Annotated in this window: 16 protein-coding genes; 6 read left to right on the forward strand and 10 right to left on the reverse strand. The window is 31.8% G+C overall.

What is annotated here, in order from left to right; all coding sequences use genetic code 11:
• Window positions 1–22 precede the first annotated feature (22 nt).
• The 6 genes from IY230_RS05975 to IY230_RS06000 form a co-directional block, all read right to left on the reverse strand.
• On the reverse strand, window positions 23–1,336 hold the full coding sequence (locus tag IY230_RS05975) for a TldD/PmbA family protein (RefSeq protein WP_196370661.1): 1,314 nt from the start codon (window positions 1,334–1,336) through the stop codon (window positions 23–25).
• On the reverse strand, window positions 1,336–2,721 hold the full coding sequence (locus IY230_RS05980) for a TldD/PmbA family protein (RefSeq protein WP_196370663.1): 1,386 nt from the start codon (window positions 2,719–2,721) through the stop codon (window positions 1,336–1,338). Before IY230_RS05980 ends, IY230_RS05975 begins: the two co-directional genes overlap by 1 nt.
• A complete protein-coding gene (locus IY230_RS05985) occupies window positions 2,714–4,510 on the reverse strand; it encodes an ABC transporter ATP-binding protein (protein ID WP_196370665.1) in 1,797 nt (598 codons plus the stop codon). Before IY230_RS05985 ends, IY230_RS05980 begins: the two co-directional genes overlap by 8 nt.
• The gene (locus IY230_RS05990) at window positions 4,503–6,266 is read right to left on the reverse strand and encodes an ABC transporter ATP-binding protein (protein WP_196370667.1); all 1,764 of its coding nucleotides are present in this window, start codon (window positions 6,264–6,266) and stop codon (window positions 4,503–4,505) included. Before IY230_RS05990 ends, IY230_RS05985 begins: the two co-directional genes overlap by 8 nt.
• Before the next feature lie 188 nt (window positions 6,267–6,454).
• Window positions 6,455–6,835 carry an SHOCT-like domain-containing protein gene (locus tag IY230_RS05995; RefSeq protein ID WP_196370669.1) on the reverse strand — a complete coding sequence of 127 codons (381 nt, stop codon included), beginning with the start codon at window positions 6,833–6,835 and terminating at the stop codon, window positions 6,455–6,457.
• Window positions 6,835–7,275: a DUF2089 domain-containing protein gene (locus IY230_RS06000; RefSeq protein ID WP_196370671.1), complete on the reverse strand. Its 441-nt coding sequence runs from the start codon at window positions 7,273–7,275 to the stop codon at window positions 6,835–6,837. Before IY230_RS06000 ends, IY230_RS05995 begins: the two co-directional genes overlap by 1 nt.
• 516 nt (window positions 7,276–7,791) lie before the next feature.
• Between IY230_RS06000 and pepT the strand changes: the two genes are divergently transcribed.
• Together pepT and IY230_RS06010 are read left to right on the forward strand one after the other, a co-directional pair.
• Window positions 7,792–9,006, forward strand: a complete 1,215-nt coding sequence (pepT, locus tag IY230_RS06005; RefSeq protein WP_196370673.1) for a peptidase T — start codon at window positions 7,792–7,794, stop codon at window positions 9,004–9,006.
• Between the two features lie 16 nt (window positions 9,007–9,022).
• Window positions 9,023–10,018 (forward strand): aldo/keto reductase, encoded by a 996-nt coding sequence (locus IY230_RS06010; protein ID WP_196370675.1) that lies wholly within the window; start codon window positions 9,023–9,025, stop codon window positions 10,016–10,018.
• A 36-nt stretch (window positions 10,019–10,054) separates the two neighbouring features.
• Here IY230_RS06010 and IY230_RS06015 read toward each other — a convergent pair whose 3' ends face one another.
• Window positions 10,055–11,272 carry an ATP-binding protein gene (locus IY230_RS06015; RefSeq protein WP_196370677.1) on the reverse strand — a complete coding sequence of 406 codons (1,218 nt, stop codon included), beginning with the start codon at window positions 11,270–11,272 and terminating at the stop codon, window positions 10,055–10,057.
• Between the two features lie 147 nt (window positions 11,273–11,419).
• On the opposite strand from IY230_RS06015, the gene IY230_RS06020 reads away from it, so the two are divergent.
• Genes IY230_RS06020 through IY230_RS06035 form a run of 4 tightly spaced genes read left to right on the forward strand, consistent with a single transcriptional unit; the run spans window position 11,420 to window position 14,507 of the window.
• Window positions 11,420–12,151, forward strand: a complete 732-nt coding sequence (locus IY230_RS06020) for an ATP-binding cassette domain-containing protein (RefSeq protein ID WP_196370678.1) — start codon at window positions 11,420–11,422, stop codon at window positions 12,149–12,151.
• Window positions 12,148–12,828, forward strand: coding sequence for an ABC transporter permease subunit (locus IY230_RS06025; protein ID WP_196370680.1), 681 nt, complete (start codon window positions 12,148–12,150; stop codon window positions 12,826–12,828). Before IY230_RS06020 ends, IY230_RS06025 begins: the two co-directional genes overlap by 4 nt.
• Before the next feature lies 1 nt (window position 12,829).
• The gene (locus tag IY230_RS06030) at window positions 12,830–13,633 is read left to right on the forward strand and encodes a MetQ/NlpA family ABC transporter substrate-binding protein (RefSeq protein WP_196370682.1); all 804 of its coding nucleotides are present in this window, start codon (window positions 12,830–12,832) and stop codon (window positions 13,631–13,633) included.
• A 55-nt stretch (window positions 13,634–13,688) separates the two neighbouring features.
• Window positions 13,689–14,507 (forward strand): mechanosensitive ion channel family protein, encoded by an 819-nt coding sequence (locus IY230_RS06035; protein WP_196370684.1) that lies wholly within the window; start codon window positions 13,689–13,691, stop codon window positions 14,505–14,507.
• A gap of 268 nt (window positions 14,508–14,775) precedes the next feature.
• Here the strand turns inward: IY230_RS06035 and IY230_RS06040 are convergent, their stop codons facing one another.
• Genes IY230_RS06040 through IY230_RS06050 form a run of 3 tightly spaced genes read right to left on the reverse strand, consistent with a single transcriptional unit; the run spans window position 14,776 to window position 17,032 of the window.
• Entirely contained in the window at window positions 14,776–15,501 is a 726-nt protein-coding gene (locus IY230_RS06040) for an NYN domain-containing protein (RefSeq protein WP_196370687.1), read from the reverse strand.
• Window positions 15,498–16,370, reverse strand: coding sequence for a DegV family protein (locus IY230_RS06045; RefSeq protein ID WP_196370689.1), 873 nt, complete (start codon window positions 16,368–16,370; stop codon window positions 15,498–15,500). The genes IY230_RS06040 and IY230_RS06045 overlap by 4 nt, the downstream gene beginning before the upstream one ends.
• 2 nt (window positions 16,371–16,372) lie before the next feature.
• Window positions 16,373–17,032 carry a tyrosine-protein phosphatase gene (locus IY230_RS06050; protein ID WP_196370691.1) on the reverse strand — a complete coding sequence of 220 codons (660 nt, stop codon included), beginning with the start codon at window positions 17,030–17,032 and terminating at the stop codon, window positions 16,373–16,375.
• Between the last annotated feature and the right edge of the window lie 3 nt (window positions 17,033–17,035).

Genomic DNA, 17,035 nt, shown 5'->3' on the forward strand with positions numbered 1-17,035 from the left:
AAGTATGTCTGTGTATCTAGTATTATTTTTCTTCACCTGAGACCATAAGTTCACCAACGTGTACCGTTGGAGAACCAGTGCCTGAAACATCAAATGTAAGGTCTGAACCAATACCTTGAATATTCTTTAATACATCAAACCAGTTTCCCGATAAGACAACCATTTTAACTGGATGATCTAGTTTACCATCTTTGATGAATACGCCACCAGCTTGTAAACTAAAGCTTCCATTAGAATGGTTAACACCTGCATGTAATCCAACAAGATCAGTGACATAGAAACCTTCTTTAATATCTTTAATTAATGCATTAAAGTCTTTTTTACCTGGTTCTAAGTACAATCCGGCAGGTCCAATGCCGCCTCCAAATGCGTTACCAGTTGGTGTTTCATTAAATAACTTAGCAGTCTTTAATGAATGTAAGAACCCTGTGAAAACACCATTATCAATAATCTTTTTAGGATTTGATGCAACCCCTTCATCATCGAATGAGTTTTGGAATGGTGCTAGTTCATTTAACGGATCATCCCATAGATTAAAGCCTTCTACTGCAATTTGCTGACCCTTCTTATCTTTAAGTGGTGTCATTTTACGATAAGCTGCCTCCCCTGAGAATAGTCCAGAGAATACACCTAACATATCACCAAATCTTTTCGCTGAGAAAACTGTGTCATACTTTTTAGTTTTAATCGATTTACCATCTAATTTGGATAGACCATTATCAATTGTCTTTTGAGCGTCTTTTTGTGCATCAAAATCGCTAAATTTCTTAGCTAGCGTGATATCATAACCAGATTTTATATCACCATTTTTCTCAAATATACCCACTGCATATGCGTAAGAGAAATTATGTTTTCTAGTTAGATTTAAACCCTTAGAGTTAATAATTGTTGTTTCACCATAACTTTCAGAGTAGCTTGTAGTATCTACTTGTTTGACAAATTCATTTGCTAAAACATTTTTTTCTAGTGCGATTAAGTAATCAATTTTATCTTTTACTGGAACACTGTCAAAATCAAATGTGTTTTCTTTAACTACAGGATAACTTGGTGAACCTTCAAAAATAATTGCAGGCTCTTTTACAGTTAGAGCTTCTGCATTTAATTTAAGTAAATCAAATGCTTTATGAACTGCTTCATCTGATAAGTCTTCTAAAACAAAACTGACTAGTTTTTCATCATATACTGCACGAATTTTAGCTTTTTCAACATCAGCTGTTGTTAGATTTTCAACTTTACCTTGGTAAACTTCAATCGATAAACTCTTAGATCTGGTTGAAAATATTTCGACATCACTAAATCCTTTATTTAATCCTATTTCAATCCAATTTTTAAACATTAGTTGTTACCTCCTTGTCCACCAACAAGCATTTTTGATACACGAATTGTCGGTTGACCTACGTCAGTAGGAATAGATCCTGATGCAGCACCACACATACCTTGGCCATAAGTTTTATTGTTTGCTACACGGTCAATTAATTGAATCGTTTCTGCGCCATGACCAATTAACATTGCACCTCTTACAGGTTTTGTTAATTTTCCATCTTCAATCATAAAACCCTCCATAACAGCAAAGTTATATTCTCCGGTTGCAGGGTTTACTGTTCCACCACCTAACTTTTTAGCAAACAATCCATATTTTGTATCTTTGATGATATCCTCATAATCTTCAGTACCATTTTCAATATATGTAGTATTCATTCTAGCAGTTGGTGGGAACTTATAACTTTGTCTTCTACCAGAACCAGTAGATTCATAGTTCATACGTTTACCACTTCTATAGTCAGATAAGTAACCTTTTAAAATACCTTTTTCAATCAATAGGTTTTTACGTGTCTTGTTACCCTCATCATCAAATGTTGTACGACCCCATTGACCCTCTTCATCACCATCATCATATGCAGTAACCACTTCACTAGCTACTTTTTGGCCAAGTTTACCTGCAAACGGTGATAAACCTTTAGATACTGCAGACGTTTCAAGTGGATGTCCAACAGCTTCATGGAAAATCACACCACCAAAACCGTTATGGATGACAACAGGCATTTCTTGTGGTTCCATATTATCAGCATAAAGGTAAGTCATTACAGAATGTCCTACATCTTTTGCTAGTGCTTTTAAATCTATTTCATCAAATATTTCAAAGCCCATGTTTCTACCTGGTGCCTCATATGCGTCTTGCATAAGTTCACCATCTTGAGCAACTGCTGATAATACAACACGGGTATACGTTCTTACATCATCCTGATAAATGCCATTTGAATTAGCAATGAGTACTTTTTGTTCCCATTCAACTAGTGTGGCACCAGCTTGAATAATTTTATCATCATGATCTTTAATGATATGTGATAATTCAATTAACTTTTTAGATTTCTCTGTTGGCGTCACTGAACTCAGTGGGATTTTAATATTATTTATGTAAGGTTGTTTTTCACCTAATGGTTTTACCTTATTTGGTTTATCATTAAATGATCCTCTTAAGGTAGTCATTAATTTTTCAATAGAACGATAACTTGTATCATTTGAATAACCATATACCTCATCGATGCCCTTTAATAAACGAACACCCACGCCATATGTATTTCCACCACCTGCAGAAATAACATCACCATTGTTTACAGTAATTCTACCACTATAAGTATCTTCTAAAAATATTTCAGAAAAATCTGCACCTGTTTCTAGACCTAAACCTAATAATGTTTCTAATTCTTTTTTACTAAACATGTGTTTCACCTTCCTTTTTATCATATTGCAATTGATATAGGTTATAGTATAACCCATTTTGTTTTAAAAGTTCTTGATGTTTACCTGATTCTACAATTTCACCTTTACTCATGACAATAATTCTATCACTATGTTGAATCGTTGATAGTCTATGTGCAACGATAAGCATTGTAGATATATTCATCATTTTATTTAAGGACTCCTGAATAATTGTTTCTGTTTCAGAGTCGATATTTGCTGTTGCCTCATCCAAAATCATAAGACTTGGATTATAAACAACCGCTCTAGCAAAACTAATTAATTGTCTCTCACCACTACTAAAGTTATTACCACGTTCTTTAACAACGTGATCTAGCCCATCTGGTAGTTTATTTAATATGTAATCTAGACCGACATAATTACTTGCACGTTTGATATCTTCATCTGTAATATCTGGGTTACCTAGTGTGATGTTATCTCTAATGGTTCCACTAAATAAGAAGACATCCTGTAGCATTTGTCCTACAAATTTACGTAAGGATGAACGTTTAATGGTTTTAATATCAATACCATCAATAAGGATTTGTCCCTTTTGAATGTCGTAGTTTCTAACAATTAATTGTAGAATTGTTGTTTTACCACTACCTGTGGCACCAACAAATGCAACCGTTTCATTTGGGTTTACCTTAAAGGAAACATCTTTTAAGATCCATTCACCTTCAATATAGCTAAACCAAACGTTTTTAAATTCAATTTGTCCATCGAACTTCTTCAAGTTTATTGCATCAACATCATCTACAATATCTGGTTTTGTATCTAAGACATCAAATATCTTTTCTGCTGAACTAAAACCATTTTGAAGTGCATTAAATTGTTCAGATATTTGTTGGATAGGTTCGAAGAACTGTCCAACATAAATATAAAATGAAATAAATAACCCAACACTTAAGGCACCATCAATGACGGTTGTTACACCAAAGTATACTGTAAGGATTGTAGCTATCATGGAGATTAACCAAATAATTGGTCTATATATACCAAAGGTGTTGATTTCTCTATAATAACTTTTCTTCAACTTGTCATTGAGTACTTTAAAGTTTTGGACCTTCTTTTCTTCTTGGTTAAATATTTGAGTAATTTTCATACCACTTAAGTTTTCGGATAAATAGCCATTGAGTTCTGAAATGTTTGTACGAACATTTCTATATGCTGTTCTTGAGTACTTTCTAAAGATAGAACTTGCTAATAAGATAAGTGGTAGAGTTAAGAAAGTTAGGAGTGCCATTTGCCAATTTAGTATTAAAAGTACAACTGCAATAACGATCATCATCAGTACATTTCTTAAGAGGTTAACAATCGTGTTTGTAAACATATCAGAAATGTTACCTGGGTCATTTGTTGCACGCGTTACTAATTTGCCTACTGGTAATAAATTGATTTGACCAATTGATAAGTTTTCTATGTGTTCAAATACTTCTTTTCTCATAACGTGTGTCACATCTTGACCGATTTCTTGTAAGATGCGTTGTTGGAAGAATCCAACAACCACACTAATCATTAAGATGACTAATCCAATGAGTGTAGCGACTGCTAAAGCGAGCATCTTTTGATCATTTGTCACATCTGTTCTTGTCATATAGTCAATCGACCAACCAGTTGCTAGTGGTAAGACAAGGTTTGTAAATATCGTAATAAACATCATAAAGAATGCACCAATGAACTCGCCTCTATGTGGTTTTAAATATTTTAATAACCTTTTGATTAATGTTTTATCAGCATGTGCGGCATGGTTGTCTTGAAAATCACGCATGTTGTTCACCTTCTTCCACTAATGCTTCTAATGTTTGCAGTTTCACCATTTCTTGATACGTAGTATTCGTTTTTAGTAATTCTTTATGGGTACCTAATCCAATGATTCTACCTGCTTCAATTAAGATAATCTTATCTAGATTTTTAACGGTTGAAATACGGTGTGCAATCATTAAAGTTGTTCGACCTTTTCTAATTTTTCTTAAGTTAGATATAATCGCTTCTTCTGTTTTAGTATCTACTGCAGATACGGAATCATCAAGTATTAAAATTGTAGGATCCTTTGCGAGTGCTCTTGCAATAGAAATACGTTGTTTTTGACCACCTGAAACTGTTGTTCCACGTTCACCTAAAATCGTGTCATATTGTTCTTTAAAGGTCATGACGTTTTCATAGATATCAGATAGTTTAGATACTTCATGTAACCAGTCTTCATCAATTTGATCTTTAAATGAAAAACCTATGTTATTTCTAATGGTATCTGAATATAAGAAGTTATCTTGTGGCACGTAACCAATATGATCTCTTAATGCCTTAATAGAGATATCTGTCATATCATGTCCACTATAACTAATCATATGTGGTTTTGGTTGATATACATGAAGTAGTAATTCTACTAAGGTAGATTTACCAGATCCTGTTTTACCTAAGATACCGACCATTTCACCAGCCTTGATTTCAAAGTTCATATCTTTTAATACATATTCTTCACTATCTGGATAATTAAAGTTTAAGTTTTCCACTTTAATATGACCATCAAGTTGAACTGCTTCTAATACACCTGGTTTATCAACAACATCCGGTTTTGATTCTAAGAATTCATAAATTCTTTTAGCAGATGCTTGAGCTTGCCCGTTAACCATCATAAACCAAGATAATGCGAATACCGGCCATAAAAGTGTAAAGAAGTAACTAATATATTCTGTTAAATCACCTGATTTTAAATCGTTTTGAGCAATTAATACCGAACCATATACAATTACAGATAATATCACTAGTGTAATCATCACATCAATAATAATATTTACTACAATCGAGTACTTCACATGCGTCATCGTTGTATCATAAAGTTTTTTTGATTTTTGATCAAACGTTAGTGCTTCTTTCGCTTCTCTTACATAAGCTTTAATGACTTGTATACCGGTAAAGGATTCTTGAGTAAAGTCGCTCATTTGTTCAAAAGATTCTTGGCGTATTTTAAATTTAGTTTGCATCTTTCTATTTAAGAAATATACTAAGATACCCATAAGTAGTATCGGTACACCTGCATAAAGGGTCATCACTAAGTTTAAGCTAAACATTCTAATTAAGACCATCGCACCTAAAAATATACCATCTATTAGCATTAATAGTCCAAAACCATATAATTCTTTAACAGAGTTTAAGTCATTAATAAAATAACTCATTAACCCACCAATTTTTTGGTTAGAATAGAAGTTTTGGGATAACTTGACTGCGTGTTCAAACATGTGTAATCTAATATCTGTTTCTACTTTTCTACCATTACCAAAAAGTAGCACACGCCATAAATAACGCCCTACAGTCATAAATAATACAATCCCTATGAGATAGTAAATAAGGTCTGTAATATCACTTACGTGTGTTACAGTGCCTTCTTCTACACCTGTAATGACTTGATTAAATATTCTAGGTATTTCTAGTTGAAAGTAATCTAAACCTATAAGTAATAGAATACCTAGTAGAAATGACCATCCATATTTAATATAATAATGTCTAAAATGTTTTAATAATATCATCTTGTTTTATACCTCTAAACTATTCTATCAAAAATGTAGTAATTATTTGAATTTAAAACTTGCTTTTGTTCGTAATAGTTATCTGTTTTAATTTTTCTTATGTATCCATCCTTATTTTATAAGAATGTTTATATTGAGGGTTACAAATATAAACTATCCGATTTTAATGAACCGGATAGTTTATACGCTTACTCAACAATAATTCTAACCTTATCGCCGTCTTCTGTATCAACGGTTAGTATCTCACCTAATACACCTTGATTCACCATCATAAGAATAGAATCTAAATCGATTTCATAATCATCTAGTTTCGCATTACCAAACTTGCCGTTTTTAAGAAGCTTTGCAAACTCAACTGGAATATTGATTCTAACCTTTTCGCCATCTGCTGTATCTACTATGATTTTCAACATTCTAAATGATTGCTTCTTCTCATTTGGTACAGTGATAAGTTCTTGTTCTGGTTTATCCATGAGTGCAGATAATAAATTTTCTGCTTCATCTGGTGTGATAATACCTGATCTTAATAATTCTAATATTTGAAGTCTTTCTTCTTTTAAGTTATCCATTATTCGGTTTCTCCTTTAACCTTTTTAATGATTTTAATCGCTTCTTCAACTTTGATTTCACCAGTCTTAATTTTATTTAAGATTTCTTGTTGTTTGTTTTTAATATATACTTCATCAATTTTAACTGGTTGAACCTTAACCCTTACAGGTTCTTCGTCATCTTCATCTACACTGTAACCAAGTGATGTGATTGCTTCATCTAAGTACTTTTTAACTGTAGGGTAGCTAATGTTCATCTCTTTTTCTACAGCTTTGATGTTACCTCTGTTTTTAACAAATACTTCAATAAAGTAAAGCGTTTCTTTATTAATATAGTTAAACTTTGAAAAACTAAATTCACCCTTTATTTCTGTGTGACAATGATCACACGCTAAATGTGTAATATGTAAATCTTTATTACATACGGGGCAAATTGTAATCACGTTATGTTTATTTGACATTTATAATTCCTCTTTTCTTAAAGTGTTTTTATTTTTATATAAGCATCTTCTGAATCTACTTCAATGTAGACGTGCTTTGATGTGATAAGTTTGATTAAATCTTTGTTTGTTATAAAGTCATTATCCACGGACTGCCTTTTGATAAAGAACTTAATGATTCCAGCAGGTATTGGAAGTATTGTAAATATGGAAAATATGCCTGTGAAGATTGGGTGTTTTCTAAAACGAAACTTTAATTTAATGAAGTGTGTTCTTTTTAATTTAACTTTTGGATTAAAAAGTAATTGATAAGCTTCTTCTACACTCAGTTTTTGGTTGTAAACTTTATTTAATGTTTTAATTTATTTCATTTTTAAAGTATTTTTCTTAATATTTTTAATTTACACATTAATTTTATTATTTACAATTAATATTGTCAACACTTTTGATTAAAAAAATTAAAAATATTAATTTGGACGTTAATTTTTTGAATATTTGAGTTTATTTTTGTATAATATATATAAGTGAGGTATATATATGAAAAGATTACAAGAAAGATTTATACGTTATGTAAAAATAGATACACAATCAGATCCAAATTCTACAACTTTCCCTTCTACTTTAAAACAACTTGATTTGTCTAAACTGTTAGTTGAAGAAATATTAGCGATGGGTTTTGATGCGAGATTAGATAAAGACGGTTACGTTTACGCTAAAATTGATTCTAATGTCGATAAGAAAGTACCAAGTATTGGTTTTATTGCACACGTGGATACTTCTCCAGATGCACCAGGTAAAGGTGTAAATCCTAGAATTATTAAAAACTATGATGGTTCTTTAATTAAACTAAATGATACATTTCAAATGCATCCAGATAAATATCCTTCTTTAAAAAAGGTTATTGGTGAAGATATTATCGTTACTGATGGAAACACTTTGTTAGGCGCTGATGATAAAGCAGGGGTTGCAGAAATTATGGAGCTACTCCATAGAATAGCTGATGATAAAACAATCAAACATGGTGATATCTATATTTGTTTCACACCTGATGAAGAAATTGGACAAGGTGCCGACAGATTTGACTATGACTGGTTTAAAGCAGACTTTGCATATACTTTAGATGGCAGTGAAGTTGGTGGTATTGAATATGAAAACTTTAATGCTGCAAGTGCAGATGTTACATTCATTGGTAACTCTATACACCCTGGTAGTGCTAAAAATAAAATGATTAACGCACTTCACCTACAAATGGAGTTCCATAGTATGTTACCTAAGTTTTTAGATCCAGCAATTACTGAAGGTTACGAAGGCTTTAATCACTTATCCAATGTAGTTGGTCAAGTTGAAGAAGCTTTTGCTCACTATATTATTAGAAATCACCACATGACTAAGTTTTTAGAACAACAAAAAACTTTTGAAGTTATCAAAAACTATATGAATGAAAAGTATGGTTATGAAGCTGTTGTATTAAACATTAAAGAATCGTACCTAAATATGTATGAAATCATAAAAGATCACATGTACGTGATTGATTATGCAGTAAAAGCCACAAAAGCTGCAGGCTTAACGCCTAAATTTGAAGCTATTCGTGGGGGTACAGATGGTGCTAGATTAACTTATGGAGGACTTATTTGTCCTAACCTTGGTACGGGTGCATATCACTTCCATGGTCGTTTAGAGTTTGCAAGTATTAACCAAATGGAAAAAGCTGTTGAAGTCATGTTCAACATTATAAAGGAAGTACAAAAATAAAAGGAGGTTTTATTTTATGTATGTAGCAAACCCAGATAGATACCAAAAGATGAAGTATCGTAGATTAGGTAACAGTGGTTTAGTGTTACCTGTGCTATCTTTTGGTATGTGGTATAACTTTGGTGAGCATAATGATTATGAAACATCCAAAGCAATGATATTAAAAGCATTTGATCATGGTATAACACACTTTGATCTTGCAAATAATTATGGTCCACCTCTGGGACATGCAGAGACTGTTATGGGTCGTATATTAAAAGACAGTCTTATAGCTTATAGAGATGAAATTATCATTTCTACTAAAGCAGGTTTTAGAATGCACGATGGTCCTTATCAAGATGGTGGTTCAAGAAAGTATTTAATGTCTTCTCTTGATCAATCACTTAATAGATTAGGTATTCCTTATGTAGATATCTTCTACCATCATAGATATGATAGTCAAACAAGTTTAAGAGAAACAATGATTGCATTAAGAGACATTGTTTTAAGTGGTAAAGCCTTATATATAGGTTTATCCAACTATAATGCAGAACAACTAAAAAACGCTCACAAGATACTTGATGAGCTAAACGTTCCATATGTAATTACCCAACCAAGTTACTCAATGTTAAATCGTTGGCTTGAAAAAGATAATTTATTAGAAACTCAGTCTAAATTAGGTGGTGGTGTTATATGTTACTCAGCACTTCAACAAGGCTTACTTACTAATAAGTACATTACCGGTATCCCAAGTGATTCACGTGCTAAAAATCCAGATGCACTTTGGTTTAAAGAAAAAGATGTCACACCTGAAGTTGTAGAAAAGTTAAAGAAACTCGACTTAATCGCATCCAAACGCGGTCAAACAATTGCTCAAATGGCACTTGTTTGGACCTTAAGAGATGAAAGGATGACTTCAACTTTAATTTCTACATCCAAGCCAAAACAATTAGAAGAAAACTTAGCTGCACTAGACAACATGAGTTTTACTGAAGATGAACTACAAAAAATCAATGATATTCTAAATAGTTAGTATAGATAAAGGCACCTAATCAAGGTGCCTTTATATTTATAACTTATTAAAATAACCTTCCAAATATAGATTAAGTAACTTCTTATCTTTTCTTATACCTAGAGAATTTAAATAATTTAGTTGAATGAACTGGTCCTTTGCAACATAAATCATTTCTTTAAAATCAAAGTGACTACTATCAAACAACAACATATCGTGTGTTGTACAGTTTAGTCTTATATGTTTTAGGTTCAAGATAGGTCGCACTTTTTTTAACAGCAACGTAAATAATGTATGATCGATATGACTTGTCACATCATCTATAAAGATATAGTCATTTATCTTAGCATTTGAAATCATCATACTTAATACAAGAATTGCTTTTTCACCTTTGGATAGGTCGCTAAAGTTAAGTATATGTCCATCATCATAATATACATCAATAGCATGTATAGATAATTCATTTAAATTTCTACCACTTAATTTGTAAAACTCATTATATACTTCAACAAAGAAGTTTGATGTATTAAACTTCGTGACATGATTTCTGAACTCATCAAGTAGATGATCATAGCGATGTCTATTTAAACGGTACCTTAAATCATCTAATGATATCTCTTTATATTGAAGTGAATGTATATGAGGTAGTGCAGACTGTACTAATTTTAATACACTAACATAATGACTCTCATCCATATCTGTGTAGAAATTGATATGGTCATTAGGTTTTAAGAACTTTAACTTTTGGATGTAGTCAGCAAGCTTGGATAGTATTAAGGCACCCTTACTTTCAGAAAAGTCCTTTAATCTTAGATGATTTAAGATAAACTCACGTCTATCAAATCTCAAATCATATAGATAGGTTTTAAATCGATCAAAATCAAATGGTGTAAAAATCTTTTCTAATTTATCGCCTATTGTTATGTCATATCCATCTCTAATGAAATAGATATATTTAGATGTCTTAGTGACTTGTTCTAATGATTCATAGATAATTTCACTTTTATCATAATTAAGTGTTGTATGATAATGAATGATTTGATTATCTATCATGAACTCAAAAGTATAAGTACTCTTTATTTCATTAGGTATACGTTCAATTGAGCGCATGCCATATAAAAATACTTCTTTAAACTGTTTGATAGCTTCAAACACAAGTGATTTACCAGAACCTACTTTGCCAAATAACATGTTAAAGATAAGACCTTCATCAAACTTTAGTGAAATCTCATCCTTGATTGCTTTAAAATTTGATATTTTTATATTATTTATCATTTTTTTCGTGATTCCTTATTTATATTTTGCTATTAAATGCATCTCTATAGTCTATCTTACGATTATTTCGTTTTTATTGCAAGAAGTTAGTAAAATAAGTTGACTATATATATAATATACAAGAATTCAAAAAGGATAATGATATATATGATTAAGTTAGAACATATAAGTAAATCATTTAAGACAAAAAAAAGCAATGTTTGTGCACTAGATGATATTTCACTAGAAATACAAGATGGTGAGATATTTGGTATTATTGGAAAAAGCGGCGTTGGTAAATCCACATTATTAAAAATACTTTCTTTATCGATGATGTATGATACCGGTACATATATATTAATGGATAAAGATGTTAAAACATTAACACATAAAGAGAAGGTAAAACTTTTACAAGATACTTCATTTATTTATCAAAACTTTTCCTTACTTTATAACCTAAATATTTTAGACAATGTAAGTTTGCCTTTAAAGTTACGTGGTGTTGATAAGTTAACTCGTTATAAAAAGGCTAAAGAGATGTTGGCCTTTGTTGGATTAGATTCTAAAGCATTAGATTACCCGATTACCTTATCTGGTGGTGAGGCACAGCGTATAAGTATTGCTAGAGCATTAATTACTGATCCTAAGTTGTTATTCTTAGATGAACCCACTTCTGCACTTGATGAAGAAACTGCTTACGATATTTTAAAACTTATAAGAAAACTCCATGAGACCTTTAAACCTACGATTGTATTTGTCTCTCACCAAATACAATCCATCAAGTATCTATGTGACCGTGTAATGATGCTTCATGATAATAAGATAAAGCATATTGGAAAAATAGCTAAATTAAGTACGCTAACTACGACATATGATGCCATATGGGGTGATGTACTATGATGATGTTTATAAGTCAACCTGATCAACTAAAACTCATAGATGCCACACTTGAAACATTTAACCTATTACTCGTTAGTACACTGATATCTTTACCAATTGGAAGTTTACTTGGTATGCTGTTTGCACTTTATGAAAAGAAAGTATTTCATAAGTTTAAGTCCATTGTATCAGTACTTTCTATCTTGGTAAGTGTCATACGTTCAATTCCCTTTGTCCTACTCATGGTCATCATCATACCTACATCGTTTGATCTATTTGGTACAAGTATTGGTTTTATACCATCCATTATGGCCTTAAGTTTGATTGGCATAGCTACCTTATCTAGATTAATTGAACAAGCGATTATTGATATGAACCCTATGATATTTGATATTGCACACACAATGGGTGCATCTAAATATCAGTTATTCAAAGAGTTTATCTTTGTAGAGGCAAGATCATCCATTATCTTAGCACTTACTTCATTTATCGTAAGTCTACTCGCTTATTCTTCTGTGGTTTACATTATCGGTGGTGGAGGATTAGGCTATACCGCTATTCAAATAGGATATTATTCACCTGTGGGTAAAACCTTAATGTGGGCTTCAACCATAATTATGATTTTAATCGTCCAAGTAGTTCAACTACTTGGTAATATACTTGCAAATTATTTAAACAAAAAGAAAAGAGGTCATTAACATGAAAAAATTATTACTTATAACGACAACTATACTATTAGGCTTATTAACTGCTTGTACATCCGGTGATGATGTATTAAAAATTGGTGTAAACTTTTATCCAATGCCTGAGTTACTCGATTTAATTGAAGCGGATTTATTAGAACAGGGCATTAAAATTGAACAAGTTCAAATGGACTACAACGTATTAAACACACCACTAAATAACGGTGAAATTGCTGGGAATATGGTGCAACACCAATACTTTATGGAATTTTTTAACAAGGCGAATGATGCAGAACTTGTGATTGCACAGCCCATATACCATTCCTACTTCGCTTTATATTCAGGTGTTTATGATACTATAGGTGATATTCCAAATGGTACAACAATTTATATACCTGAGGATGAAGTCAATCTACCTAGAGCTTTAATCTTACTAGAAAGTTTAGGATTGATTACTTTAAAGGAAGGTATTGATGTTACTGCTACATTAACAGATATTGAAACAAACCCTAAGTCACTTGTATTTGAAACAAGATCGCTTGGTACAACATCTAGTGCATACCACTCAGATGGTTCTAAATTAGCAATTATGTATCCAACCTATGCAAGAGATACAAACAATCAACTGATGGATGATAGTGAGGTTTTAGCTTATGAGACTCTAAATGATTTGACAAAAACCTACGCCATTAGTTTTGTTACTAGAAGGGATAATTTAAACGATCCTAAGATTCAAACATTTATCGATATTCTTACATCAGATAAAGTAAGAACTTGGTTAGAAACAAATTATGGTTGGGCAGCAACACCTGCATTTTAACACTTTAAAAAATACCTCAAATATGTTATATTATTAACAAGTGAGGTATTTTTTTATGGATAATTTAAAATCATTTTTAACTTCTTGGCTTACAGGCTATAATATGGATCCTGTTTTAATCGGCTTAATTGTAACTACTGCTGCAATTATTGGTTGGGTATTAATTGGTTCAATTTTTCACATTGCAATTAAAATCTTCATTTCCAGACTTAAAGCAAAAGAAAGACATATGGTGCGCCGTCAACGTACAGTGACTGCACTCATTTTAGCCCTTATTAAGTACATGTTCTGGTTTGTTATGGCCATGATGGTATTAAAAGAATTCGGCCTTGATTTAGCCCCTATTTTAGCCAGTGCTGGTATCTTAGGTTTTGCTGTTGGTTTTGGTGCACAAGAACTTATTAAAGACATGATAGCTGGATTCTTTATAATATTTGAAGGTGCGATGAATGTAGGAGATTTTGTTGAAGTTGGTACCTTTTCAGGTACTGTTCAAGAAGTAGGAATCAGACGTACAAAAATCTTAAATTGGAAAAATGAATTGAGATTAGTGAATAATGGTGATATTAAGTCACTGACTAATTTTTCCGGTAAAGATTCTGTTGGTGTAGTAGAGTTTTTTGTATCTGCACAGTTTGATTTAAAGCACTTTACGAGTGATTCATTTAATGATTTACTTGCAAGCTACACAAAGTATGAGGTCATCACAGAACTTCCAAGTTTCCAAGGTGTCGTAGATTCACAGTTACATAATTTAAAACTAAGAGTTATTTTTAAAACTCAAAATCAAAACCATTATAGTATCGAAAGAGATTTAAGACGTGATATTCAAATCTTTATTCAAAACATTCGAGAAGAAACTAAAGTATTTTAGAAAAAACCGACTAGGTAAGAATGGGAGACATTCACTACCTAGTCTGTTTTTACTTTAATGAGAGGTATATAACTAATATGGAGGTTAGAGGCTAGCAATAACAAACATGGAGGTTATCCTCCATATTAGTTATAGGGCCTCAATTAATAAGGATGTTCCGATTACCAATAAGTAAATAAAAAGTGGTTATGACAAAAGAAAAGACGCAATTTCTGCGTCTTTTTGATAGCACTATTTGGGTTTTACACCATCTATTTTATAGAGCCAATTATTGTTTGATTCGAATATAAGCTACCTTATCTTCATTTTTCACTTCAAAATCTTTGAAGGTTTTAAAGAAATTTAGGGCTTTTAATTTGGAACCATAGTTTACCGGGTCAAAACCGGGGCTCTTCTTTCTTAGTTGGTCAGCAACTATACTCCAGTATGCCCAACCATCATCTTCTAAGTTGTCTTCAATAATTTTTTTAACTTCTTTGATAATTGTTTCCTTTTTAGGGATTAAAGAGTTACCATTTTTATCTTTACGTTCTTTTTTAGGTTCTAGTGCTTCTAGAATTTGGTCGATGTAGTAAAAACGTTCATAAGAATTAACTAATACTTCTGGAGTTTTTGACTCACCCATACCAATGAGATACATATTATCTTCTTTTAATCTAATAATTAATTTTGTAAAGTCAGAATCACTTGAGACGATACAAAATGCATTCACCTTATTAGAATAGAGAAGATCCATAGCATCAATAACTAACGTAAAGTCTGTGGCATTACCTTTATTTGATAGGTTTGCATATTGTTGGACGAAGGTAAGGCTGAATTTTTCAGCCTTACTACGCCATGTTTTTAATCTTTCTTGACTCCAATCCCCGTAAACTCGGGCATTGGTAATTTTTCCATGCTTGTTAGATTCATTTATAATAATATCTAAATAAATTGGTGAGATATTATCTGCATCAATTAAGAGTGCAATCGTATAATCTCTATCTGACCTCATCTATTTTGACCTATAAAGAACAGTGCAAGTGTACCATGTCCTGCATGAGCACCAATAACTGGACCTAATGTATTAATTAAAAGGAACTCAACATCAAAATGTTCTTTAATCATTTCAGCTAATTTATTTGCATCTTCAAGTGCATTTGCATGAGAGATAAATACTGTTTGCTTACCAGGTTTAGCGGTTTTTTGCATTTCCTCAAATAAACCTTTAACTGCTCGTTTACGTCCAATTGCTTTGTGACGTGAGATGAGTTTACCTTCATCTGAAACGTGTAGGATAGGTTTAATGTTTGCAACCGTTGCAATAAAACCTGCAACTTTTGAAACACGACCACCACGTACTAAATGAGATATATCATCTACTGTAAACCAATGAGCAACCGTAGGTGCTAACTTACTTGCAAATTCATAAGTTTCTTCAATGGTTAGTTTTTTATCCATTGCCTCTTTGGCAGTTAAATAGACAATTAATCCTTCACCTAATGAAGCTGCTTTAGTATCAAGTAACATAATTTTTCTATCTTTAAATGTCTCTCTTAGTTCTTCTGCAGCAATTCTTGCGCTATTAAATGTACCTGATAATGCGGATGAGAATGCTAGAATTAAAACATCTTGTCCTGACTTTAAGATAGGTGTTAATGTTTCAACATACTCTTCAGGGTTTACCTGGGAAGTTGTTGGTTTTGCTCCATTTTTAAGTTTTTCAAAAAACTCTGTAGGATCAAGTGCTCTATTGTCTAAGTAGTTCATGTACTCTTTACCATCTAAATTAAATTTTAGTGGCATTACATGTAATTTGAGTTCTTGTGCGATATGTTCAGGTAAATCCGTTGTAGAGTCTGTTAAAATTATAAATTTCGACATTTTTATACCTCTAATACTTTCATTTTAAAATCTTTCGGTGCTTTTTTTAAAGCTTCCATCAAATTGGGTTTTCTACGTTCTAGATTATGACAATCACTAGCGATGATATCCACAAAACCTTTTTTGAAGTATTTTTGAGCTTGTTTTTTAAATTGTTTTCCATCTAAACCTAAGATTGCGCCACTATTAACTTGAATGATTGCCCCTAGTGATCTTATACGTTCTACATCAAACATATCTAGATATAAGTAACGTTCAATGTGCGCTATGATTGGCGTAAATCCTTTGGCAACTAAGTTGTAAACAATATCCTGAATAGGTTCTTTATTTCGAACAGAAAATTCTATTAATAGATATTTTTCTTTGAAACCTTGAAAAACAAAGTTATGATACTCTTTAGATTTTTCTTGATTAAATTTAACTTCATATCCTAAGTAGAGCGTCATTTCTGGTAAATCTACTTCAATACGTTTTTTCAAATCATAAAATAGTTTGACATATGCTTTTGACGAAACTTTTTGGCTACTATTATGTACATGTGGAGTAATAACTACCTTATTTACACCACTTTGTAGTTGATGATTTAATACTGCAAGTGCCTCTTCATATGTTTGTACACCATCATCTACACCAGGTAAAATGTGTGTATGTATGTCCATCATATA

The sequence above is a fragment of the Acholeplasma laidlawii genome, from assembly GCF_015709225.1.
Taxonomy (GTDB): Bacteria; Bacillota_I; Bacilli_A; order Acholeplasmatales; family Acholeplasmataceae; genus Acholeplasma; species Acholeplasma laidlawii_A.